Below are 22,880 nucleotides of genomic sequence, written 5' to 3' on the forward strand. Positions count from 1 at the left end.
GTGACAGACCGGCGCTCGCAATGGTCACGCGGTCACCGCAATCGCACGAGGCTCAATTCAACGTCTCGCCGCCACCGTCCCCGCGTCCCGCCCCGAAAATCGCCTCCCAGTTCGCCCTGTACGCATCCGTCGCCACCTGCGCCGGGCCGGAGCGCGGCGGTTCCGGGGGCCTCGGGCTCTTCACGAGCACTTCCACGTCGTAGAGCCGCTCGTGCTCCTTGCGCGGCGACAGCTTCACGACGTCGCCGTGCACCGGCGCGCCCTCGCGCATGTTGCGAATCGCGCCGAGCTCCACGTTGCCCTCGCGTAGGCGGAGCACGTTGTAGCCCTGCCCGTCGGACATCGGGCTGTGGATCATCACCACGTCCTCGGCCTTCGGCTCCGGCGCGTCGCTCGTGGCCAAGGGCCGCTCGGGCGGATCGGGCTCGTCACTCACCAGGCAAGCTTGTCACGTTTCAGGCGGATCGGCTCACGCCCCGAGCAGCGCCGCTTCGTAGCCCGAGCTCATCGAGCCGTCCGCGTGGAACAGGCCCTGCGCCGTCGCCTGGTCGATGGCCTCGAGCAAGCGCGCGAAGCGGGCGATGCCGCTCTTGCGCAGGAGAAGCGTCCCGCGGCCGCGCTGGCGGGCGAGCTTGCGCGCGAGCTGGACGGCGCCGTGGCTGTTCGTCTCCGTCACGATCACGATGAGCTGGCAGCGCTCCACGAGCCCCTCGAGCGACTGCGCCCCGCGGCCTCGCACGTCGCCGCGGTGGTATTCGAGCTCGTGCCCGGCCGCCTTTGCGAGCCGCTCCAGCTGCACCTCGTAACGCTCGACTCCCCCGATCCAACCAATGCGCATGGGGCCTCCTCGACGGCCAGACCCGCGAGCACATCCATGCCGCCGGTGGCCGACTGTCCGCTATAACGGATATTTAAGGTGCCGTAGCGGAACTGTCCAGGCCTTTCCGTCGTCATCACGGAAAATAGTCCGTGATGGCGGAGCCTGGACCCGACCCCTGCGTCCCCTCGGGGGCGCCGGTTTCGTCCGCTCCTCCGGACAACCCCCGCCGGGGCCGTTTCTTCCCCGACCCGCAAACTTGGCCCTCGTCCTCGCGGTGACTTAGTCGGGGCGAAAGCGAGGGAGCCGCGCGGCGCGCGGCGGGGACGGGTCTGTCCGTCTCCACCTTTTGGAGGACGTCATGAGCATGCGAGAGGACTCCGGCGAAAGCCCGAACGGCCGGGCAAACACGACGGCCACGAGCGCAACGCCCGGGACGCCGGATCGGCGCGCGGGCCACCACCGGGTTCATTTCGAGGCGCTGGTGGCCGTGGGCGAGGCCAAGGGGAGCGGCGGCTTCGAAGCCGAGTCGATCGACGTCTCGCCCGAAGGCATGCGCCTGCGCACGGCCTACCTCCCGCAGATCGGCGACCGGCTCGTATGCCGGTTCGAAGGCGACGCCGGCGAGGTGGTCGCCGACGGAGAGGTGACCTGGCGCCGCGAAGCGCCGCGCGGAGGCGAGTTCGGCCTGCGCTTCGTGGGCTTCGACAGCCCCGACGCCGAGGCGACGCTGCGCAGCCTGTGCCAGGAGCTCGGCGGTTCGGTCGAGGGGAACAGCGGGCTCGGCCCGATGGGGATCCCCGGGACGCGTGTGCGGCTGCACATCGACGGGCTCGGCTCGCCGATGAAGGCGCGGGTACGAGAAGCGGCGGGCGGTGAGGTGCTCGTCGGATCGAACCTGGAGTTCCTCAAGGTGGGTCGGTCGCTCGAGCTCGAGGACATGGACCACGGCGACAAACGCAGCGCGATGGTCGACGCCGTGAAGGTGGAAGTCGATCCGTCGACGAAGGTGCCGCAGCTCGTGGTGTCGCTCCGGTTCGGCGAGGCGAAGGAGTCGAAGAAGGCGGCCGCGCCGGCAAAGGAGCCGGAGAAGGCCGCGGCGACGAAGGCGCCGGAAAAGGAGACGAGCAAGGAAGCGTCGTCCCTCGGGCTCGGCGCGCTCATCAAGCGCACGACGCCCGGCGTGGGTCCAGCCCCGGCCGGGAAGACCGAGGTGAGCGCAGGAGGCGAGTCGAAGGAGAAGGAGGCGCGCTCCGAGCTCCTGTCGTCGCCGGCCGTGCCCTCGCGCGCGCGCACGCAGGAGATGCGATCGATGCCGCCTGCCACGCGGCCGAGCGCGTCGGCCGATGCAGCGTCGCTGCGCACGGGCGACGAGGAGGAGAGCGACGAGGCGGCCGAGGCGAACGATCCGTCGCTGGATTCGCCCGCGGTCGGCGGCGCGAAGAAGGATTTTGGTGCCGCGCTGCGCGGCGCGACCGAGAAGGCGAAGGGCGCGACGAAGGCGGCGTTCAGCGCGATCGGTCCGGCGGTGGGCGGGATCGGAGAGCGCGCAAAGGGCGCAATGTCGGGGCTGTTCGCGGCGATCCGGAAGCGGCGCGGCGAGGAGGCAGCCGAGGCGACGGAAGGTCAAGCGACGCGGCGGACGACCGCAGCGCCGCCGACGGGCGCGCTGCGCGCAGCCGGCAAGAAGCTCGTGCGCGACAAGGAAGAGACGGAGACGACCGAGGCGGCGCCGAAGGCTCGATCGAGCCGGAAGGCGGCGCTGATGGGAAGCGCGCTCGGGCTCGCAGCAGTGCTCGTCGTGGTCGGCGGGATCCGGCTGCTCGGGGCGTCGCGCGCGGCGCCGGTCGATCCGCAAGGGCTGGAGGCGAACGCGGCAGGATCGGCCGCAGCGCTGCCCGCGCCGACGGCGGTGAACACGGCGGCGGGCGATCCGAATACGGTGCCGAGCGTGAACGTGCCGCTCTTCGGAGCGACGCCGCTCTCGACGACGGAGCCGGTGCCGGCGATGCCGACGCAGCCCGATGGAACGATCGCGCAGACGCCGCCGGCCGCGCCGGAGGGCGACGCCGCGCAGGCCGGCGCCGCGGACGACGGGGAAGGCGAGGGCGATTCGGAAGCAGCGGAGACGCAAGGCGACGGCAAGCAGTTCGGCAAGGGCAACGTGCGGAGCCCGATCGTGCTGAAGCTGAAGATGGACGGGGAGATCGAGACGGTGAACGGCGCGGCGGGCGCGATGGGCTTCACGGTCTCGCTGCCCGGCCGGCGCGCGCTCTCGTCGGCGACGGAGCTCGCCCGCAAGGACAAGCGCATCGCCTCGGTCAACGTGGTGAACAACCCCGCCGGCGCGGAGATCAGCCTGCAGTTCAAGGACGGCGTGCCGGCCTACGTCGCGAAGGCGAAGGGCGATCGGCTCGTCATCTCGCTCGGCACCGACGCGAAGAAGACGGTGGCGAAGGCGGGCGACAAGAAGAAGAAGGGCGCGCTGAAGAAGAAGGTCGCCGAGAAGAAGAAGACGACCAAGAAGCCCTGAGCGAACAAGGTTCTAGAGGTCAGCGCGGCGCCGGACGGGTTTCGGCGCCGCTTTTTCTTTCGTAGATGCACCAGGCTCCGCCGCCGCGGAGCTTGATCGACTCGGCCACGACGAACTGCGTGCGGAGCTCGCTGCTCGCGTGGAGCGCGCGGGACGAGGGAACCGTTGGGCTCTTGCAGTCGACCGTCGAGGAGATGATCACCACGTAGCGGGGGTTCCGCGCGAAGATCGCGTCGACGTAGCCCGCGCCCGTCTTGTTCGTGTAGCCGCCCGGGAGGCGCGCGATCTCGGGCGCGAGCAGGCCAAGCATGTCCACGATGGGGAAGCCCGTCGCGTAGCCGACGTACCCGATGTCGGCGATGGCCACGGGCCCGGGTTTTTCGTGCGACGAGAGCCACGCCGCGGTGCGGCCGGCGGCGTCGTCCCAGAACGCTTTGTCCTTGTCGAGGATGTCGCGCTGCGCCGCCCGGAGCGAGCCCATGCGCGCGGCGCCGGCGACGATCCCGAACAGCACGACCGCGAGCGCTGCCGCGCGCTCCTTGCGTTCGGCGATGGTGCGCGCAGCGGCGTCGACGAGCAGGAAGGCGAAGGGCTCGGCGGGCGCGAGGAAGCGGTAGTAGGGCATCCAGTCGCCACCGACGAAGAGCACGTAGAGGGCGAAGGTGACGGCGATGGATGCGATGGCGATCCCGTCCCGCCGTTTGCGGACGAAGAAGATCGCGATCGCGGCGACCCCGAGCCAGATCGCGGGACCCGTGTGCAACACGTAGCGCCGGAGGTACTCGACGCCGCCGTGGAGCTGCTGGTTCATGTCGCCCGTCTTCGCGGTGAGCGTGTTGGGGAAGAATCCGCCGTAGTAGAGGCGGCGGAACGCGAGGTGCGCGATCACGGGGACGGCGAACGTGGCGAGGCGCGTGAGGCTCCGGCGAGAGAAGGGTCGATCCGGATGCCAGACGTAGAGCAGGAGCAAGAAGAGCGGCGCCTCGGGGCGCGTGAGGGCCGCGAGCGCGAAGAGCGGGCCCGACCAGGGGAAGACGTTGGCGTCGTCGTGCTCCTCGACGAGGAAACGATCGGTGCCGAGCAGGATGAGCAGGAGGAAGAGCGGCGACTCGAGGCCAAAGACGGCGTAGCCCGACTGGAGGAAGCTCGACGCGCAGAGCCAGGTGGCGAGGCAAGGCGACCATCCGAGCGGCGCAAGCCTCTGCGCGATGCGGTAGACGGGGACGAGTGCGGCGCACGCGCAGACGACGCCGAGGACCTTCGCCGTGATCTCGGGGCGCGCGCCGAGCGTCGCGAAGACGCCGAGCAGCACGGTCCAGAGGAAGTTCGTGTACCCCTCGACGCGCTCGCCGAGGTTGTAGACGAGCCCGTGGCCCTCCGCGAAGTTCCGCGCGTAGCGGAAGGAGATGAAGGCGTCGTCGATCGTGAAGCTCGCGACGCGGTAGGCGTTCGCGATGACGAGCACCATCGGCAAGACGAGTCCGAGCACGAGGTGCGCACGGGGAGAGAGCGGCGCGCCGCCGAGCCAGGCGCGGAGGGAGGCGAGCACGCTCGGCGGGGGGGCCTCGGGCAAGGCGGCGACAGGGCCGTTTTCGCGGGTCGACATCGCGGAGCGGCCCATACCTGGCCTTCGTCGCGGCGGAAAGCACGGCGACGCTTGCCAACACCGGCCCCTACGGTGTTATGGCCGTTGCCGTGAAGAGGACGTCCGAGGGGCAGGAACGAGGAAGCGACGCGGACGCGGAAGTCGACGCGGACGCGGGTGCGGAAGCAGAAGCGGAAGCCGAGGCGGAGGCGGAAACCGACGCGGACGCGGAAGTCGACGCGGACGCGGAAGAACCGGAAACCGACGACGATCCCGACGAGCCCGATCCCGACGCGGCCGATCCCCCCTGGAAACGCCCGCCCGCGGCGACGTTCCGCGATTGGGTCGCCGGCGCGCCGCTTCCGCGGTCCGTGCACCTCGTCCTCGGCCTCGTCCTTCCGGCGATCGTGATGCTCGCGAACGCGTGGCGCGTCCTCTCGTTCACCATCGACGACGCGTACATCTCCTATCGCTACGCGCGGAACCTCGCGCATGGCCTCGGCCTCGTCTACAACGCGGGCGAGCGCATCGAGGGGTACACGAACTTCCTCTGGACCGTGATCCTCGCCGGCGCGATCAAGATCGGCCTCGATCCCGACGTCACGGCGAAGGTCCTCGGCGCGGGCTCCGCCGTCGGCGCGCTCGTGATGATGTACCGCCTCTCCGATCGGCTGCGGCCCTTCGCGGCGGCGCCTTGCCTCGCGACGTGGCTCGCCGCGACCACCGTCGTCTTCTCGGGGTACGCGGTTTTCGGCCTCGAGACCGCGTTCTTCGTCTTCCTCCTGCTCGCGGGCACGTGGCTCTTCCTTCGCGAGATCGATCCCGAGGAGAAGAGTTCGTCCAAGGCGACGTTCCGCTTCCCCTGGTCGGGCCTCGTCTTTGGCCTCGCCGGCATCACGCGGCCCGAGGCGCCTGCGTTCGTCGGGCTGCTCATGCTCGTGCTCCTGTTCGGGCGTGATGCGTTCGGCACGAACAACGCCGTGGCCCGCGTCGTCACCGCGCCGGGCGGCTTCTTCGGCAAGCAGAACCTCCTGCGCGGCGCGGCGTTCGTCCTGCCCGTCGGCACGCACCTCGCCTTCCGCCGCGCGTACTACGGCTCGTTCGTGCCGAACACGTTCTCGGCGAAGACGGGCAACTGGTCGGCGCAGATCGACGGCGGCGCCGACTACGTCCGGAACTACGTCAACCACGCCGGCCCCGTGCTCTACCTCGGGATCTTCGCGGTCGCGATGGGCCTCGTGTGGCGCCGCCGCGATCTGCTCGCGGCCTCCGCGATCGCGATCTTCGTGCTCGTTTACGTCGTCCTCGTCGGCGGCGACTGGATGCCGTTCTTCCGCTTCATGGCGCCCTTCGAGCCGTTCGCGTTCCTGCTCATCTGCGTCTCGACGCGCGCGATCGTCGACCGCAAGAGCCGCGTCGCGAACCTCGCGCTTGCCGCGTTCCTGACCATCGCTTTCTCCTTGCGGGTCGGGAACATGCAGAGCGCGCAGCGGCAGATCATCGAGAAGGAGGAGCGCTTCTGGACGATGGCCGCGGGCGGCACGGCGAAGTGGTTCCTCGAGAACGGCCAGCCCGGCGAGATCGCGATCGGCGACATCGGGTACGTCGGGTACGCGACGGACTACCCCATCCTCGATCTGCTGGGCCTCGTCGATCCGGTCATCAGCAAGCTCGAGGGCGGCTACACGCGCAAGCTCGGCCCCGGCTTCCTCGATCGCTTCTTCGACAAGCGCCCGCCTTACTTCCTGCTCATCTCCTCGAACATCGATTGCAAGCACCCGTCGGTCCCGGGGTCGCAGGTGATCTACCGCGATCGACGCTTCCTGCCGGCCTACGAAATCGCGGGCAAAGTGCCGCTCGACGCGGGCTTTGCTTGGTGCATCTATCGTCGCAAAGAGACGCCCGGCGCGCGGACGCCCTGAGGCATTCCGTACGAGCGTCCAGGCCGTACCTGACACGCACCTCGGGGTATCGCGATACCCAAACGAGGGGGATCCTGAATTGATCCCGGTGGGTGGCGTGAGCGAACCTCTTCGCTAGAGTTCCTTCACCGAAAGCGTGGAGGCGCCGCGTAGATCGCGCGGAGAACCTCCGGGGAGGAAAAGCTTGGGAGCGAGCGCTTCAGTGCATGCGAGGGGATCGATGCTCCGCGCGCACCGGGCGGCCGGGCACCATACGGGGCGTGTCTTGCTCGTCGAGGACGAGCCCGATCAGGCTGCGATCCTGGAGGCCGTGCTCCGGCACGAAGGGCTGGACGTCCTCGTCGCTTCGAGCGGCGAGCAGGCCCTCGAGATCCAGCATCGGACGCCCGCCGATGTGCTCGTGACCGATCTCAACCTCCCCGGGATGACCGGCATGGATCTCATGCGTCGACTCACGCCTCCGACGGAGGACGAGACGACCAAGGCAGCCACGCCCGCGCCCGCGGTCGTGGTCGTGACGGGGTCGGGATCGGTGTCGAGCGCGGTCGACGCGCTGAAGCTCGGCGCGGCCGACTACCTGCAAAAACCGCTCGATCCAGCGCGGCTCGTGTCGCTCGTGCGCGAACTCTTGTCCTCGGACAACGTTCGCGAGGCCGAGGGCGAGGACGACGACGCTGCTGCCGGGCCGCTCGTGTTCGAGGGCATGGTGGGCGGCTCGCGCGGCATGCGCGAGGTCTTCGCCCGGATCGACCGGGTCGCTTCGACGATGGCGCCGGTGCTCATCGTGGGCGAGAGCGGCACGGGCAAGGAGCTCGTGGCGCGCGCGATCCACAACCGCAGCCCGCGCAAGAACGGCCCGTTCATCCCCGTGCACACGGGCGCGATCCCGCGCGAGCTCATCGGCAGCGAGCTCTTCGGTCACGAGAAGGGCTCCTTCACCGGCGCCTTCTCCTCGGCCGAGGGCAAGTTCGAGGCGGCGACGGGCGGCACCGTGTTCCTCGACGAGGTCGGCACGATGGACAGCGCCGTGCAGGTGAGCCTCTTGCGCGTGCTCGAGACCTACCGCTTCACGCGCGTCGGTGGCCGCAAGGAGATCGAGGCCGACGTCCGGATCGTCGCGGCGACGAACAAGGACCTGCTCGATCTCGTGGACGAGAACGTCTTCCGCGAGGACCTCTACTACCGCCTCAACGTCTTCACGATCACGCTGCCCCCGCTGCGCGAGCGTGTGGAGGACATCCTGCCGATCGCCGAGCGCTTCCTCGTGAAGTTCGCGAAGCGCTACGGCACGCCCGCGCGTCGTTTCTCCGAGGGCGCGATCAACAGGCTCTACCTGCACGACTGGCCGGGCAACGTGCGCGAGCTCCGGAACGTCGTCGAGCAGACGGCCCTCTTCGCCGCGGGCGAGCTCGTCGGGCCCGAAGAGGTCCAGATCGGCCAGGGCCGCATCGAGCGGCGCACGGGCCGTCGCTCGCATCACGATCTCCAGGTCCAGACGAGCCCACCGCACCCGGAGCCGGAGCACCACGCGCCGCCTGCGCCGATCACGACCACGCCGCCGCCGGCGATCACCGAGGCCGAGGGGCGCGAGTCTCCGCCTTCGCTCGCCGAGCCGCCGCCGGCGTCGGCGTCGGCTTCGTTTGCCCAGACGCCGCTTCGCCCGTCGACGCCGCCCGCGCACGATCTCGAGCCGCGCGAGGGCGGCGATCGTGGCGAGCACCCGCTCGTCCTGCGTTTGCCCGTGGGCACGCGCCTCGCCGACGCCGAGCGCAAGTTGATCCTGCTGACGCTCGAGGCCGTGCGTGGCAACAAGCAGCGCGCGGCGCGCGTGCTCGGCATCAGCCGGCGTGGCCTCTACTCGAAGCTCCAGGCGTACGGCGAGCACGTGGGCAGCCACGAGGCCCCCGAGACGCAGGAAGCCGAGAGCCCGCAGGACAACGCTGAGGAAGCGCCTGCGCCCGCCTCGGAAGAAGCGCCGAGTGTTCCCAGCGCCGCGACCGATCTCGACGCGAGCCGCTGTCTCTCCTGATCCCTTCCTCGATGATCTCGCGTGAACCGACCCGGCGGCGAGGCGCTTCGCCGGCCGGGTTCGTCCGCTTTCTTGCGATCCCGCTTCCCGACGGGGGCCGCTTTCGACACGCTGGCAAGCGCTTTTTTGGGTCGGGCCCCAAGAAATTGCACGTGGAGACGAATTTTTGGCAAATTCGAGTCTTCCTCGTGGCTGATACGTCAGGAAAGGTCCGAAACGACAGGGCGCCCTGGTAAAGTCTTCGACCGAAGACCGACTCCAGGTAAACAGTCGACCCTCCGAACCAGACGCGACATGAAGATCACCTGCCAATCTTGCCAGTCGAAGTACACGGTTTCGGACGAGAAGGTCCAAGGCAAGACCGTCAAGATCAAGTGCCGTAAGTGCGGCGCGACGATCCTCGTCAACAGCAGCGGCGCGACCACGACAAACGCCGATGCCGCCTCGGCCGCGGGCGCCGAAGAGGCGGCGACGGACGGCGGGTCGTACCAAATCAACGTGGCCGAAGGCGATCAGCGAACGATGTCGCTGCAAGAGATCGTCCAGGCCTACAACAGCTCCGTCATCACCGCAGACACGTACGTCTGGGCCGATGGCATGGGCGACTGGCAGCCCCTCGGCCAGGTGCAGGCGATCGTGGACGCGCTCAACGCGGCCGCGCAAGGCGCGAGCGCGCCGCAGCCTGCGCCCGAGCCCGCGCGAGCCGCCGTCAAGAAGGACGGGGCGCGCGGCGGAGCACGCGATCTCTTCGGCTCCGACGGCGCCTCCGACGTGTCGACGAGCGCCTCCGGCATCGGCGGCTCCTCGCCCCGCGCGGCGGCCGCGCCCGTGCGCATCGGTGCCGGCAAGGAAGAGCAGTCCGCGCTCTTCTCGCTCAGCGCGCTGACGAACCGCGCAGGCCAGTCGGCCTCCGCCGCGAGCAGCCTCAGCAGCCTCGGCGCGCTCGCGTCGACGCCGTCGAAGTCGACGAACTCCGACGACTCCGGCCTCATCGACCTGAAGGCGCTCGCCGCAGGCGCGGCCTCGCCTCCGGCCGCGAGCGCAGCGGCGAGCTTGCTCGGCGACTCCGGCGGCCTGTTCGAGCTCGCGGCGCCGCCCGTCACGGCGCCCGCTGCCGCTCCGATCCCGATCCCCGAAGATACCAAGCCGCAGAAGAACCGCACGCCGCTCTTCATCGGCCTCGGCGCCCTCGTCGCGGTCGGCGCGATCGTCGGCGCGTTCATGGTCATGAAGGGTGGGGAGCCACCGGCGGAGCAGACGACGGCGCAGTCGGCCGCGCCTGCGAACACGCCGCCTCCGCTCGAGACCGCGCCGCCCGTGCCGACGCCTTCGGTCGCCGAGACCGAAGCGCCCGCGGCCAGCGCGTCCGCGGTCGCCAAGGGCGGCGGGACGACGAAGACGGGCGGCGGGACGACGAAGACGGGTGGCGGCGCGACGACGAAGGCCGGCACCGCGCCCACGACCGGCGGCGGCACGGCGCCCGCGTCCACCGCGAAGACCGCGCCGAAGCCGAGCTCCTGCGGCTGCGCGCCCGGCGATCTCATGTGCGCCATGCGCTGCTCTGCCAAGGGCAAGTGAACCTCCCGGGAGGGGGCTCCCGACGCTGGATCTCGCGGAGCCCCACCCAACGACCCCTCGTTCGTCCTTCCAAACTCTCGCGCCCTCCACGCGCGTTTGTCCTCGTTGCATGGGCATGCCTCGCCGCGTGCGCCGCGCGCGCGCCTGAGCCTGAGCCCATGCCCGTCGTGGCGATCTCCGGCGACGCGCCTGCGGTCGTCGCGGTCGGCGATGCGGGGCCGAGCGAAACGACGCCGTCGTCGCGTCCCAGGCCGCTCGTGTGGGAGACGGACGAAACACGGGCCCGCGCCCGCGCCGCGCGGGAGGGCTTGCCTCTGCTCGTGTTCCTCTCGGCCGACTGGTCCGCGGCTTCGATCGCGATGGCCCGCGAGGTTTGGTCCGATCCGCGCGTCCTGCTCCAGCGCACGCCAATCGTGGCGCTGCGCCTCGATCTTTCGGCCGACACGCCGGACACCGAGCTTCGGCTCGCGCACTACGGTCCGCGCACCCTGCCGACGACGATCGTGTTCGACGCGGAGGGGCACGAGGTCGCGCGCCTCTCGGGCCTGTGCACCGTGGAGGAGGTCCTCGCGGCGATCGGGAGAGCCGCGGCCGATCCCTGACAGGAGAGCTTGTCCCTCTTTCGCGGGCCCGGGTATGATGGCGAGCCTGCCCGGTAACATGCTCGATCGCTCATCCATCCTCCTTCTCGCCGCGCTTGCGGCGCTCCCCATGGCGATCGCCGGATGCGCCACCGAGGAGATCCCGCCTTATGGCGATCCGGCAGAGGTCGTGGGAGGCGCGGGGGCTTCCTCGTCCTCCGGCGGAGTGACCTGCACGGGCGATTCCATGTGCGCCGTGAGCTTCGTGGACGACGTGGCCCCGATCCTCGAGGCCAAGGGCAAGTGCGCGGACGCCCAGTGTCACGGCATGGGCGCGGGCACGATCTCGCTGACCGCGGGCAACGCGAAGACGCTCCGCACCGAGCTCCTCGGGCTCACCGTGGCGAACGGGCCCTACATCGCGTGTGAGGCGGCGGAAAACTCGAAGATGCTCTGCAACCTTCGTGTCGAGATGGGGGTCACGAAGCCGCCGAACTGCGGCTCGCTCATGCCGAAGGTCGATCCCGACGACACCGTCGACGACGTGCGGCTCAACCAGACCGAGTACACGACCATCGAGGAGTGGATCAAGTGCGGCGCGCCCGACAACTGATCCGCGCGTTCCTGCTGCCGGCGGCCGTTTTCGCGCTCGTCGGGCTCACGGACGCCGGGCCCTCGTACGCGGGGGACAAGGACGCTGATGGACTCGTCGCGGTCGCCGAGGCGATGAACGAGTTTGTCGAGGGCAAGTACGACAAGGCCCTCAGCAGGCTCGATGCGGCGTTCAAGGCGTGCAAAGGCAAGGCCTGCGAGCCGAGCGTGCGCGCCGAGATCCAGATGGCGATCGGCGTCATCCAGGGCGCGGGCAAGAAGAAGCTCGACGCGGCGAAGAAGGCGTTCGAGTCCGCCCTCAAGGAAGACGCGAACGTCAAGCTCGACAAGCAGTGGGCGACGAAGGAGCTGGAAAAAACCTTCGCCGAGGCACGGGGGGTGCTCGGTCCTTCGCGCCCGCCGCCCACGAAGCAGCAGACGGCGTCGGTCACTACGGCGCAGGCGGCGCTCGCCCAGAAGGACTGGAGCGGGTGCATGCAGACGCTCATCGCCGAGATGGCGACGTCGAGCGAGTTCGCCGCGGGCAAGCTGTTGCTCGCGAAGTGCCAGGACGCCGGCGGCCTCTTGCTCGAAGCCGCGGCGGACGCGCAGATCGCGGCGAAGTACGCCGAGGAAGAGAACAACGCGGCCGTCGGGGAAGAAGCGAAGGCGCTCCTCGAAAAACTCCAGATCGACACGCCCACGATCACGCTGCAGATCCCGAGCTCGTGGAGCGAGGTCGAGGTCAAGATCGACGGCGTCGTCGTCCCGGCCGACAAGGTCAAGCAGCCGATCCCGCACAACCCTGGCAAGGCCACGATCGAGGCCAAGGGCAAGCGCGGAAAATTCCCCGCGCAGTACAAGACGACCGAGGCCTTCGATCGCGGCGAGCAGATCACCGTGAACGTCGATCAGGGCGGCGCGGGCGGCAACAACAGCGCCGTCTTCCAGTGCATGCAGGCCGCGCGCACGCCGGCCGACATGCAGCGCTGTATCGACACCGGCGGCAAGGGCCGCGGCTTCACGCTGAAGGCCGGCGTCGAGACGATGTTCTACACCGACACGCTGAACACCACGGTCGTGTCGCCCGCCGCGTACATCTCCGGCGAGAACCCGACTGCGGGCTGGCAGGTCGGCGGCAGCTTCATCGTCGACGTCGTCAGCACCGCGTCGCCCGACATCGTGGCCACGGCGTCGCGGCGGTGGAACGAGCGGCGTTACGCGGGATCCCTCTCGGGTGACTTCAAGGTCGGCCCCGCGAAGGTCGGCTTGAACGGCGCGGTCTCGGTCGAGCCGGACTACCTCGCGCGCAGCGTGGGCGTCGCGGTGAGCACCGACCTCAAGAGCAAGATGGTCACGCCGACGCTCGCCTACAACGTCGGCTTCGACGCCTTGAGCCGCGCGGGCACGCCGTTCGAGGTCTTCCGCGAGGACATCCTGCGGCACACGATCGACGCGGGCGTCTCGCTCGTCATCGATCCGAGCACGGTCGTCGTCTTGGGTGGCACGGCGGAGCTCGTCTTCGGCGACACCTCGAAGCCGTACCGCCACATCCCGATGTTCTCGCAGGCGATCGCTTCGCGCATCCCGCTCGGCGCGACGCGCCAGGTCGTCAGCCAGAACCGTTTGCCCTTCGCGCCGCTCGAGCAGCTCCCCACCGAGCGCAGCCGTTTCGCGCTCGTCGGGCGTGCGGCCAAGCGCTTCGAGAAGGTCACGATTCGCGGCGACGAACGTCTCTACGTCGACACGTGGGGACAGATGGCGAGCACCACGGACGCGCGTTTCTTCCTCGACGTCAACGACGACCTGCGCCTCGGCAGCCACCTGCGCTTCAACGTCCAGTCGTCGGTCGACTTCTGGCAACGCGCCTACGTCGCCACGCAGAGCGCGACAGGGTGGAGCGTCCCCGAGTACCGCACGAGTGATCGCGAGCTCGGCGCGCTCATGGGCTTCACGCTCGGCGCCAACGCGAGGTACGCGCTCGCCCGCGTGCTCTCGGCGCAGCTCCAGGTCGAGGGCCTCTACAACCAGTACTTCGACCACATCTACGTCTTCAACCGGTTCGGCCTGTTCACCGCCGTGACCCTGGAGCTGGAGGTCGATTGATGGTCCCCGTATCGAGCGGGCGGTTCGTCGCCGCGCTCTCGTTCGCCGTCGCCCTGTCCTCCCTCGGCGCCGTTGGTTGCAACGGCAACGACCCCATCCCGCAGGAGGTCATCGACGGTTTGCCCGCGGAAACGGGGTCGCCGAGCGCGCTGCACCGGCCCGGTCAGCCATGTTTGTCCTGCCACTCGACGTACGGGGACGCCGCGCCTGCGTTCGCGATCGCCGGCACCGTGTACAAGGAGACCGCGATGGGCGCCCTCGCGGCGGCGCCCAACGTGAAGGTCGAGATCTTCGACTCGGCGGGGCCTTCGCGCTTCGCGTGCACGAACACGGCCGGCAACTTCTACATCGAGAAGGACAAATGGGCCGACCTCACCTTCCCGCTCAAGGTGAGGGCCGGCCAGCGCAGCATGAACTCGATCATCGGCCGCGAGGGCTCGTGCGCCGCGTGCCACAAGCTGCCCTCGGACGACAGGCCCGGGAATGGCGCCGGCAAAGACTCGGCCGGCGTGGTGCTCGTCGATGACGGAGACACGGATCCCATCTGTGGTGGAGGTACGCCGTGAAGCGGAACGTGCGTGAACGGCTCCGGGCGGCGCTCGGCCGGCGCTCCCTCGCGGCGCTCGGCGTCCTCGCGACGGGGCTCTTCGGCCTCGGCTTCGGGGCTTCGAGCTGCGTGGGCGAGGCGGGGCTCGAGGCGTACGGGTGTCCGAACCCGGCCGTCTTCACGGCGAGCGTCTCGCCGTATCTCGAGCGCCGCTGCGGCACCCTCGACTGCCACGGCCAGCCGACGCGCCCGATGCGCATCTATGGCCAGCTCGGCCTGCGCCATCCGGCGGAGAACAACGTCTCCGGCGGCGCGGCGACGACGCAGCTCGAGCTCGAATCGAACTACGCGTCCGTGTGCAACCTCGATCCCGCGGCCATGCAGCAGGTCGTCGACGATCTCGGCTCCACGGCCGACAAGCTCCTGCTCGTCAACAAGGCGCGAGGGCTCGAGCGGCACAAGGGCGGCAAGATCGTGAACGAGCAGGATCCTGGGGATCTTTGCATCCTCGGCTGGCTCGGCTTCAAGGACGCCGCCACCGTGGCGGCCTCCTGCACGGCGGCGATCGAACCCTTGAAGTAGGGGATCCCGCGAAGCGATCGCGCGAAGTACCACCCGAGGCCCGAGACGTGCCAGAATGGCCCCGCGGCTTTCCTCGACGCCGCCACGATCCGAAACATGCGACCTGACGAAATTCGCCCGGGCGGCCTCGTGGCCGGGAAGTACCGCATCCGGACCATTCTCGGCCGGGGGCACGGGGTCCTCGTCGAGGCCTTCAACACCGAGTTCGACCAGCGGGTCGCGATCCGCCTCCTCCTTGCCGGCCAGACCGACGACAAGGAGCTCGAGCGTTTCCGGCGCGAGGCCCGCACGCTCGCCAAGCTCGAATCCGAGCACGTCGCGCGCATCATCGACGTCGGCACGCAGCAGGACGGCACGTTTTACCTCGTCCGGCAGTTCCTCGAAGGCACCGACCTCGCCACGCACGTCAAGACGCGCGGCCCCTTGCCTTTGCAGGAGGCCTGCTTGCTCATCCTGCAGGCGGCGGAAGCCGTCGCCGAGACGCACGGGCACGGCATCATCTTCCGCGAGCTCCAGCCGCAGCACCTCTTCGTGACCACGCGCGTCGGCGGCGCGCCTTTCCTCAAGGTCATCGACTTCGGCACCGCAAAGCTCATGCGCGACGTCGCCGCGCCGATGGCGGGCGAGATGACGGCCACGACGATGCTCGGCCTCTCGCCTTATTCCTCGCCGGAGATCGTACGGAAAGCGAAGAGCATCGACGTGCGGGCCGACGTCTGGTCGCTCGGCGCGATCCTCTACTTCCTGCTCACGGCGCGCCCGCCCTTCGAGGGCGAGATGGCGATGCTGATGCTCCAGATCACGAAGGAAGAGCCGCGCCCCGTGACGCAGCTCCGCCGCGATCTGCCGCCCGAAATCGATCAGATCCTCGGCTGGGCGCTGGCCAAGGACGTCGACGGCCGCTTCGCCAACGTGCACGGCTTCGCGCATGCGCTCCGGCCGTACGTGACGGCCGAGGGGCAGGTGATCATCGATCGCATCGGCGCGATCACCCACGCGGCCAAGCAACGCAAGAAGACCGGCTCCGTCCCGCCGCCGCCCTTGCCCACGCCCGCGCCGCCTCCGCGCGGTTCCGCGGCGGGCCAGGCGGCCGACATCGAGGACGAGGAATCCGTCACGCGCATCCAGAGCTCGGCGGCCGCGCTTGGCGAGATGGAACGGACCATGTTCCTCGCCGGTGATTTCGTCCCGCAGCCGCCCGGCCCGCCCAAGGACGCGAAGTCGGGAACGCCGGGCACGGTTCCTTTCCCGAATCCCCCCGGCGGAGGCCCCGTCTTCGGGGGCGCGGCGAGCGGGATGGGGCCCTCGGTGCTCGGGCCTTCGGGCGCTCCCGATGCGGGGTCGCGCCCGGGCCAGAATGCGTGGGCCGCGGGGCGCGCCGATCCGGCGACGCCGTCCGGGGCCGTGATCGCGCCGCCGGGTACGGGGCCCGTGGGGGTCGTCGAGCCAAACCCGTTCGCGCCGAAGAAGGATCGACGCATCCTTTTTGGCGGCCTCGCGGCCGCGGCCGTGCTCGTACCCGTGATCCTCGTGCTCCTGCTCGTCGGGGGCGACAAGAAGGACGGGGAGGGGACCACGGCGGACAGCGCGGGGCCGGTGGCCGTCGCGCCGCCGCAGACGACGACGGCCGCGCAGGCGGCCACGGCGCCGCCGCCGGCCACGACCGAGACCACGCCTCCGCCGGCGGAGGATCCCGTCGCGGTGAACACGCCTCCGGCTGGTGATCCGAATCCCGGCAAGCCGGCCTCGGGCGGCAATGCAGGCGGTGGCACTGCGCCTTTTGGCACGACGCCGAACAGCGGCGCGACCCCGAAACCCACGGCGACGGCCACGAGCACGGCGAAGGCGCCTCCCACGGCGACGGCCACGGCGACGCCGACGGCTGCGCCTGCGGGCGGCGGCAACGGCACGCTCGTCGCGGTCGCGGTTGGCGGCACGTGTGCGTTTTCGGTGAACGGTGCCTCCAAGGGCACCACGTCGACGCTCAAGCTCTCGCTCTCGCCGGGCACCTATTCGGTGAGCTGCAAGCCTGCGAGCGGCGCTACGAAATCGAGGAGCGTGGCCATCAAGAGCGGCGAGACCGCGATGGCGATGTTCAAGCTCCAGTGAAGTCGGGCGGCGCAGCCGCGATTGGCGCGCTGCCCGCCCATTGCACGAACACGCGCGTCCCCGGCCCTCGTCGGCTGCCTCACGACGCATTGCGGTAAATCCATATTTATGCCGCGTGCTCGGGCTCCTTTGGACTGCGAATGAATGTACGCCATCCCGTTCGGCGAGCGCTTCCGGAACGGGGTTTTCGCGACATTTATGTGTTGACCCACCGAACCGCCCTTGTTTAAATAGCCGGCTGGTCCATCGCGTGACGGCGTCGTGGGGAGAAGCATCGGGAGTGGAGCATGCGTAATAGCTTTATCAAATCGATCCTCGTACCTTTGACTGCGCTTGGCCTGGCGGCGTTTTTCGCCCAGGCATGCAGCGGCGGAGACAACTCGAACTCGGGCGGCGGCCCCGCTGGCTGTATTCCTGGATCCACCGCCGCGTGCATCTGCGCCGGCGGGCTCGAGGGCGTGCAAGTCTGCAACGCGGCCGGCAATGGCTACGAGGCCTGTGATTGCGGGGCGAGCGGCCCCGGCGGCGGCGGCGGCAACGGCGGCGGCGGCTCCGTGACGTGCGTGGAAGGCGGCTCCACGGCGGTCGTCTGCGGCAATGGCACCATCGATCCGGGCGAGGAGTGTGACGACGGCAACTGCGTGCCCGACGACGAGTGCTCGGACAAGTGCAAGAACCCGTTCTGCGGTGACAAGATCGTCCAGTCGGGCGAGGACTGTGACGACGGCCAGAACGAGGTCGGCGACACGTGCCCCAACGACTGCAAGCTCCCGGACGGCGGCCCCGACGCCCCGGTCGATCCCTGCGCCGGCAAGCTCATCTTCAACGACTTCACCGCGGCGCCGATCGCCTCGCAGTGGAGCTACATGGGCAGCCTCGGTTACGAGGCCGGCACGAAGATGTGCCAGGCCATCGGCGCGGCGGGCGTCTGCGACTACGAGCAGCTCGCCGAGATCTTCAACAACCCGGCCGCGCACCCGGTCGACGTTACGAAGATCACCACGAAGGTTCCGGTCGGCGGCATGATCACGGCGTGGGTCAATCGCACCACGATGACGACCGTTGGCGGCACGACCTATCCGGTGGGCGCGGGCGGCCGCTGCAACAACTGGACGTACATGACGAACCACATCGACGACGGCGAGTTCGTGACCGTCACGAACACGGCCGGCACGATCGCGGGCGCGTTCACGCTCGATGCGAACCCGGGCTTCAGCGGCGATCCCGCGGACGGCTTCGCCGGCCCCGGCCTCGATTGCGGCGGCGTGCAGCGCTACATCCCGTGCTGCTTCCCCGTCTGCCAGAAACCCTGACGAATGGAAAACGGGTCATGAGCGCCTTCCGCTGTTTCGGATTCGCGCTCGTCCTCCCCCTGGCGGCCGGCCTTTTGGCCGCCGGGGGCGAGGAGCCCATTCCCTGGCCCCACGGAGACGCCCCTTCCTCCGCCGATCTCGACGAGGGTGTCGGCGCCGCCCTCTCGCTCGCCACGCTCGAGCGCGTCGAGGAGTTCCTCGAGGCCGCCGAGAAGGGCGAGGATCGCGAGCACATCTTCGCGCTGCAGACGAACATCGATCTCGGCGCCTACGATCTCGAGCGGCTCTTCGCGTTCGGCGATGCGCTCTTCGCGCACGAGTTCCGCGGCGAGGACGGCTTTGGGGATCGACCTTTGCCCGGGCTCTCCCGCGTGCATTCGGGCGTGCGCGGCGGGCTCGACACGTATTCGTGCGCCGGTTGCCACTCCGTCGGCGGGCCGGACGGCGCGGGCGCTCCCACGCAGAACGCATTCCTCCTCGGCGACGGCGACCGGGCTTCCTCGGCGAACCAGCGAAACGCGCCGCACGTGCTCGGCCTCGGGTTCGTCCAGGCCCTCGGCGCCGAGATGACCTTCGAGCTCGGACAAACCCGAACCAACGCGCTGGCCAAGGCCGCGGATACCGGCGCCGACGTGACCGTGTCGCTCGAATCGAAGGGCGTCTCGTTCGGCAGCCTCACGGCGTATCCGGACGGCTCGCTCGATACGTCGGCGGTCGCCGGCGTGGATCGGGATCTCGTGGTCAAACCCTTCGGCTGGAAGGGCGAGATCGCGCGGCTCCGGCGCTTCACCGAGGACGCCGCGCGGATTCATTTCGGCGTCCAGTCGCACGTGCTCGCGCTCGGGTGGCAAGTCGAGCCGGACGTGCCGCACCTCGGCGCGGGGCCGAACTGGTGGGATCCAGATAACGACGGCGTGCAACGCGAGATCGAGGAGGGGATCCTAACGGCGACCGCGGTGTACATGGCGATGCTGGAGACGCCGGTGATCCTGCCGCCGCACGATCCGGGCCTGCGCGCGCGCTGGTCGAACGGCATGGCCGTGTTCGAGGAAGTTGGCTGCGCGAGTTGCCATCATCCGGAGCTGCCGCTCGCGAATGTGCGATGGGACGAGTGGCCCGATACGACGGGGGGTCCTCCGGTCGAGCTGAATTTGATGCGCGACGGCGAAAAGCCGCGCGGTACGAGTCTGGTGAAGCTCTACAGCGATCTCAGGCGGCACGACATGGGCGAAGAGCTCGCCGATCCGCACGACGGCGCCTTCGACATTCCGCGCAGCGTTTTCCTCACGCGTCCGCTCTGGGGCCTCGCCGAGACCGCGCCGTACCTGCACGACGGCCGCGCCGCGACGATCCCCGAGGCCATCCTTGCCCACGGCGGCGAGGCCGCGGCCGCGCGAGACGCCTTCGGCGCGCTCGATCCCGAGGATCAGAAGGACCTCCACGTCTTTTTGCTCTCGCTCACGCGGGAGCCGAAGGTCCACGTGCTGCAATGAGGCGTGCGCTCGTCCTCTCGCTCCTGGCCACCACGCTCGTGGCATGCGCGCTCGATCCGGCGCCCGTGCCGACGGCGCAAAAAGGCTCGGCGCGCGCGCTCGGGGTGTACACGACAAACCTCGATCCGGACCTCGAGCGCCAAGCGTATGATGCGCTCGCGCGTGATGCGCGCAGGCGCGAGCATCGGTTCCTCGACGCTGCAGACCCCGGCCACCTCGCGCGCTCGATCCGCGTCGAGCAATCCGACCTCGAAGCGGGCGTTCATTCGCCCGAGGAAATCTTCCAGCTCGGCGCGCAGATCTTCCACGCCACGTTCACGCCCGCGATGGGCTACGGCGGCAAGGATCGGCCGCACCTCACGCGTTTTCACGAAGGTCGCCGCGGCGGGCCCGACGCCATGCGGTGCGATTCGTGCCACTGGCGCGGCGGCCCCGGCGGCGCGGGCGACGGCGCGGACAACACGTACCTCGCCGGCGACGGCGATCGGCAATCGAGCGCGCTCGCGCGCAACCCGCCCTCGCTCGTCGGCGCGGGCCTCGTCGAGCTCGTCGCCCGCGAGATGAGCGCCGAGCTCGCCCGCGCGCGTGACGCGCTCGTCGCGAAGGCGAAGGCCGAGGGCAAACCCGCGCGCGGGCCCCTCGTGGCCAAAGGCGTCGCGTTCGGCGAGCTCGAAGCGCGGCCCGACGGGGGCATCGATGGGACGAGCCTGCTCGGCGTCGACACCGATCTCGTGGTCAAACCCTTCGGCTGGAAGGGGCATTTCGCCTCGCTGCGCGACGTCGTCGAGGACGAGCTCAACGTCCACCACGGCATGCAATCGACGTGGCTCGTCGCGCACGCCGATCCCGCACGCATCGGCGCGTTTGGCGGGACGGACCCCGACGGCGACGGCGTCACGGACGAGATCCGCGAGGGCCAGGTGACCGCGCTCGCGCTCTTCCTCGCCATGCAGGAGGTGCCGATCGCGGATCCGCCGGAGGATCAGGATCACATCGTGCGCCTCGGCGCGGGAGAGGCGCGTTTCCAGGCGCTCGGCTGCGCGAGCTGTCACGTCCCTGCGCTCACGCTGGCGAGCGCCGTGTATTCGCTCCCGAGCCGCGAGGGCGGCGCCCCGGTCCGCGTCGATCTCGAAAAGGACGCGGCTGCTCCGCGGATCGCGCCGCCGATCGATGGAGGCCCGCTGCGGGTCTACCTCTACAGCGATCTCAAGCGGCACGACATGGGCCCCGGACTCGCGGAAAAGCAGGCGGATCGGGGGGTTCGTCCGGGCACGTTCCTCACGCGCCCGCTCTGGGGGATCGCGCGGAGCCGCCCGTACCTGCACGACGCCCGCGCGCCGACCCTCGAGGACGCAATCCTGCTCCACGGCGGCGAGGCGCAGGCCGCGCGCGACGCGTTCGCCGCGCTCTCGGAGTCCGAGCGCGCCGATCTCCGCGTCTTCCTCACGTCGCTCACCCGGGCTCGCCGGCTCTCCGTTCCATGACACGTCTCCGCGCTGTTCTGCTCCTCCTCGGCCTCGGTGCACTCGGATGCGGCCAGGTCGAAGTCGCCTGTGACGACCCCGTCGCATGCACCTGCGGCCCCACGCGCGCGTTGCCCGAGGGCGGCTGCTGCCCCGCGTGGAGCGTGGCCGACGGGGGCGTTTGTCGCGTACGCACCTGGACCTACCCCGCGGTTTCGCAGGTCATCGGCGGCCCCGGGGCGCGCCGCGTGTACGCGTCGATCGACGGTCGCGGCCGCGGGCTCTTCGTGTGGGACGAGGCGACCATGCCCGGCGCGGACGTGGTCGTCGTCGCCGAGGAGACGGACGCGGGTTTGTCCCTGCGCAAGCCAAGCGCCGTGCTGCCCGGTTTCGCCGGCATGGGCGTCGTCATCGGCGGCGAGGCAGGCGACGCGGTCGTGTCGTGGCGCCAGTCGATCACGGGCGCCGAGGGCGACGTCTACCGGAGCGAACGCGCGCCAGACGGGACATGGACCGATCCGATGTCCGTCGCAGATCGCGTGTCCTCCGGGGAAAAGGCGTACGAGCCGCGGCTCGCGACGCGGTCGTCGGGCGAAATCCTGCACGTGTGGAACCAGTGGTACGACGGTTCCCATTACGGCGTCGCAGTCGCGCGCCGGAAGGGGCCAGGCGACGCATGGGAAGGTCCGTCGGCGGAGGACGACGTGCTGTCGCCGCCCTCATTTTTCTCGAACGCGCCGCAGGTGACGGTGAACGATCGCGGCGACGCGCTCGTGTCCTGGTACCAGTCGGCCGGGAGCCAGCTCATGGCGTTCATGAGCGAGCGGAACAGCGCGGAGGGCACGTTTTCCCGGCCCGGCGTGGATGATTATCTCTCGGCCCCAGGCGCGCCCGTCGACAACGATCCCATCTGCAATCCGAAGCCCGCCCTCGCCGAGGACGGTCGCGGCGTCGTGGTGTGGACGCAGGAGACGGGGCAAGGCGGGGTCGCCGTGTACCTCGCGTCGCGCGACGCGCTCGGCGCGTGGACGCGGCCCGCAGACCTCGCAGATACGTTCTCGCGGCCCGAGGGCAAGTGTCGCGATGCGCGCGCGGCATTCGATTCACTCGGCTACCTGTACGTCACCTGGTCCGAGGACACAGGCGCAGGACCCGTCGTACATCTCGCCAAGCGCGCGCCCGACGGGACGTGGATTCATCCGGGCGATCAACCCCTCGTGCTCTCGACCGAAGGCGCGACCCAGGCCATCACACCGGTGCTCGCCGTCGGTCGGGACGGCGGGGTGATCGTGGCGTGGAGCGAAGAGGTGGGCGGTCACTTCCGCGTGGCGGCGCGCCGTGGCAGCGCCGCAGGCTTCGGCCTCATCGAGGTCCTCTCCCCCGCGGGAGATCACGCACTCTCGCCGCAAGTGGCCATCGGCGGACCGGAGGATCGCGCCGCGGTCGTGTGGATCCACGGCGAGCCGACCATCGGCCGCGTCCTGTTCGCGACGCTCGCCCCCTGAGGGGGTGCTTGGGAGCGTTGCGCCGGGGTTTCACCCCGGACCCCGACCAGGGGTTGTCCACCCCTGGACCCGGACCAGCGCAAGCGCTGGACTCGGGGTCGATGAACTGCGCGATGCGCAGTTCAT

General features: G+C 69.8%; 17 protein-coding genes. 14 read left to right on the forward strand and 3 right to left on the reverse strand.

The window, feature by feature from the left end:
• Positions 1 to 52 precede the first annotated feature (52 nt).
• Together KEG38_RS40120 and KEG38_RS40125 are read right to left on the reverse strand one after the other, a co-directional pair.
• A complete protein-coding gene (locus KEG38_RS40120) occupies positions 53 to 436 on the reverse strand; it encodes a hypothetical protein (protein WP_272425749.1) in 384 nt (127 codons plus the stop codon).
• A 33-nt stretch (positions 437 to 469) separates the two neighbouring features.
• Entirely contained in the window at positions 470 to 838 is a 369-nt protein-coding gene (locus KEG38_RS40125; RefSeq protein WP_272425750.1) for a DUF2325 domain-containing protein, read from the reverse strand.
• Between the two features lie 340 nt (positions 839 to 1,178).
• On the opposite strand from KEG38_RS40125, the gene KEG38_RS40130 reads away from it, so the two are divergent.
• Positions 1,179 to 3,350: a PilZ domain-containing protein gene (locus KEG38_RS40130; protein ID WP_272425751.1), complete on the forward strand. Its 2,172-nt coding sequence runs from the start codon at positions 1,179 to 1,181 to the stop codon at positions 3,348 to 3,350.
• 19 nt (positions 3,351 to 3,369) lie between these two features.
• On the opposite strand, the gene KEG38_RS40135 is transcribed toward KEG38_RS40130, so the two are convergent.
• Complete coding sequence (locus KEG38_RS40135; protein WP_272425752.1) at positions 3,370 to 4,956, reverse strand: DUF8728 domain-containing protein; 1,587 nt, start codon at positions 4,954 to 4,956, stop codon at positions 3,370 to 3,372.
• A gap of 89 nt (positions 4,957 to 5,045) precedes the next feature.
• Between KEG38_RS40135 and KEG38_RS40140 the strand changes: the two genes are divergently transcribed.
• From KEG38_RS40140 to KEG38_RS40200, 13 genes are all read left to right on the forward strand, one after another.
• Positions 5,046 to 6,857: a DUF8728 domain-containing protein gene (locus KEG38_RS40140; protein WP_272425753.1), complete on the forward strand. Its 1,812-nt coding sequence runs from the start codon at positions 5,046 to 5,048 to the stop codon at positions 6,855 to 6,857.
• 220 nt (positions 6,858 to 7,077) lie between these two features.
• Positions 7,078 to 8,886: a sigma-54-dependent transcriptional regulator gene (locus KEG38_RS40145; RefSeq protein WP_272425754.1), complete on the forward strand. Its 1,809-nt coding sequence runs from the start codon at positions 7,078 to 7,080 to the stop codon at positions 8,884 to 8,886.
• A gap of 294 nt (positions 8,887 to 9,180) precedes the next feature.
• The gene (locus KEG38_RS40150; protein WP_272425755.1) at positions 9,181 to 10,464 is read left to right on the forward strand and encodes a zinc-ribbon domain-containing protein; all 1,284 of its coding nucleotides are present in this window, start codon (positions 9,181 to 9,183) and stop codon (positions 10,462 to 10,464) included.
• A 158-nt stretch (positions 10,465 to 10,622) separates the two neighbouring features.
• The gene (locus tag KEG38_RS40155) at positions 10,623 to 11,066 is read left to right on the forward strand and encodes a thioredoxin family protein (RefSeq protein WP_272425756.1); all 444 of its coding nucleotides are present in this window, start codon (positions 10,623 to 10,625) and stop codon (positions 11,064 to 11,066) included.
• Positions 11,067 to 11,124: 58 nt separating this feature from the next.
• Positions 11,125 to 11,658 carry a hypothetical protein gene (locus tag KEG38_RS40160; RefSeq protein WP_272425757.1) on the forward strand — a complete coding sequence of 178 codons (534 nt, stop codon included), beginning with the start codon at positions 11,125 to 11,127 and terminating at the stop codon, positions 11,656 to 11,658.
• Entirely contained in the window at positions 11,637 to 13,742 is a 2,106-nt protein-coding gene (locus KEG38_RS55800; protein ID WP_272425758.1) for a DUF3570 domain-containing protein, read from the forward strand. Before KEG38_RS40160 ends, KEG38_RS55800 begins: the two co-directional genes overlap by 22 nt.
• Positions 13,742 to 14,308: a hypothetical protein gene (locus KEG38_RS40170; protein ID WP_272425759.1), complete on the forward strand. Its 567-nt coding sequence runs from the start codon at positions 13,742 to 13,744 to the stop codon at positions 14,306 to 14,308. Before KEG38_RS55800 ends, KEG38_RS40170 begins: the two co-directional genes overlap by 1 nt.
• On the forward strand, positions 14,305 to 14,871 hold the full coding sequence (locus KEG38_RS40175) for a hypothetical protein (RefSeq protein ID WP_272425760.1): 567 nt from the start codon (positions 14,305 to 14,307) through the stop codon (positions 14,869 to 14,871). The genes KEG38_RS40170 and KEG38_RS40175 overlap by 4 nt, the downstream gene beginning before the upstream one ends.
• A gap of 96 nt (positions 14,872 to 14,967) precedes the next feature.
• Entirely contained in the window at positions 14,968 to 16,980 is a 2,013-nt protein-coding gene (locus tag KEG38_RS40180; protein WP_272425761.1) for a serine/threonine protein kinase, read from the forward strand.
• Positions 16,981 to 17,267: 287 nt separating this feature from the next.
• Positions 17,268 to 18,293, forward strand: a complete 1,026-nt coding sequence (locus tag KEG38_RS40185) for a DUF4215 domain-containing protein (protein WP_272425762.1) — start codon at positions 17,268 to 17,270, stop codon at positions 18,291 to 18,293.
• Positions 18,294 to 18,310: 17 nt separating this feature from the next.
• Complete coding sequence (locus tag KEG38_RS40190; RefSeq protein WP_272425763.1) at positions 18,311 to 19,786, forward strand: di-heme oxidoredictase family protein; 1,476 nt, start codon at positions 18,311 to 18,313, stop codon at positions 19,784 to 19,786.
• Positions 19,783 to 21,270 (forward strand): di-heme oxidoredictase family protein, encoded by a 1,488-nt coding sequence (locus KEG38_RS40195; protein WP_272425764.1) that lies wholly within the window; start codon positions 19,783 to 19,785, stop codon positions 21,268 to 21,270. Before KEG38_RS40190 ends, KEG38_RS40195 begins: the two co-directional genes overlap by 4 nt.
• Positions 21,267 to 22,754 (forward strand): hypothetical protein, encoded by a 1,488-nt coding sequence (locus tag KEG38_RS40200; protein ID WP_272425765.1) that lies wholly within the window; start codon positions 21,267 to 21,269, stop codon positions 22,752 to 22,754. Before KEG38_RS40195 ends, KEG38_RS40200 begins: the two co-directional genes overlap by 4 nt.
• Positions 22,755 to 22,880: the final 126 nt, after the last annotated feature.

This window comes from Polyangium jinanense (assembly GCF_028435265.1).
GTDB lineage: Bacteria > Myxococcota_A > Polyangia > Polyangiales > Polyangiaceae > Polyangium > Polyangium jinanense.

Bases quoted from the DNA above. Each gene is read 5' to 3' on its own strand.
- KEG38_RS40135 (WP_272425752.1), bottom strand. From the start codon at position 4,956: ATGTCGACCCGCGAAAACGGCCCTGTCGCCGCCTTGCCCGAGGCCCCC.
- KEG38_RS40150 (WP_272425755.1), top strand. From the start codon at position 9,181: ATGAAGATCACCTGCCAATCTTGCCAGTCGAAGTACACGGTTTCGGAC.
- KEG38_RS40195 (WP_272425764.1), top strand. From the start codon at position 19,783: ATGAGGCGTGCGCTCGTCCTCTCGCTCCTGGCCACCACGCTCGTGGCA.
- KEG38_RS40185 (WP_272425762.1), top strand. From the start codon at position 17,268: ATGCGTAATAGCTTTATCAAATCGATCCTCGTACCTTTGACTGCGCTT.
- KEG38_RS40160 (WP_272425757.1), top strand. From the start codon at position 11,125: ATGCTCGATCGCTCATCCATCCTCCTTCTCGCCGCGCTTGCGGCGCTC.
- KEG38_RS40190 (WP_272425763.1), top strand. From the start codon at position 18,311: ATGAGCGCCTTCCGCTGTTTCGGATTCGCGCTCGTCCTCCCCCTGGCG.
- KEG38_RS40145 (WP_272425754.1), top strand. From the start codon at position 7,078: ATGCTCCGCGCGCACCGGGCGGCCGGGCACCATACGGGGCGTGTCTTG.
- KEG38_RS40170 (WP_272425759.1), top strand. From the start codon at position 13,742: ATGGTCCCCGTATCGAGCGGGCGGTTCGTCGCCGCGCTCTCGTTCGCC.
- KEG38_RS40200 (WP_272425765.1), top strand. From the start codon at position 21,267: ATGACACGTCTCCGCGCTGTTCTGCTCCTCCTCGGCCTCGGTGCACTC.
- KEG38_RS40180 (WP_272425761.1), top strand. From the start codon at position 14,968: ATGCGACCTGACGAAATTCGCCCGGGCGGCCTCGTGGCCGGGAAGTAC.
- KEG38_RS40130 (WP_272425751.1), top strand. From the start codon at position 1,179: ATGAGCATGCGAGAGGACTCCGGCGAAAGCCCGAACGGCCGGGCAAAC.
- KEG38_RS40155 (WP_272425756.1), top strand. From the start codon at position 10,623: ATGCCCGTCGTGGCGATCTCCGGCGACGCGCCTGCGGTCGTCGCGGTC.
- KEG38_RS40125 (WP_272425750.1), bottom strand. From the start codon at position 838: ATGCGCATTGGTTGGATCGGGGGAGTCGAGCGTTACGAGGTGCAGCTG.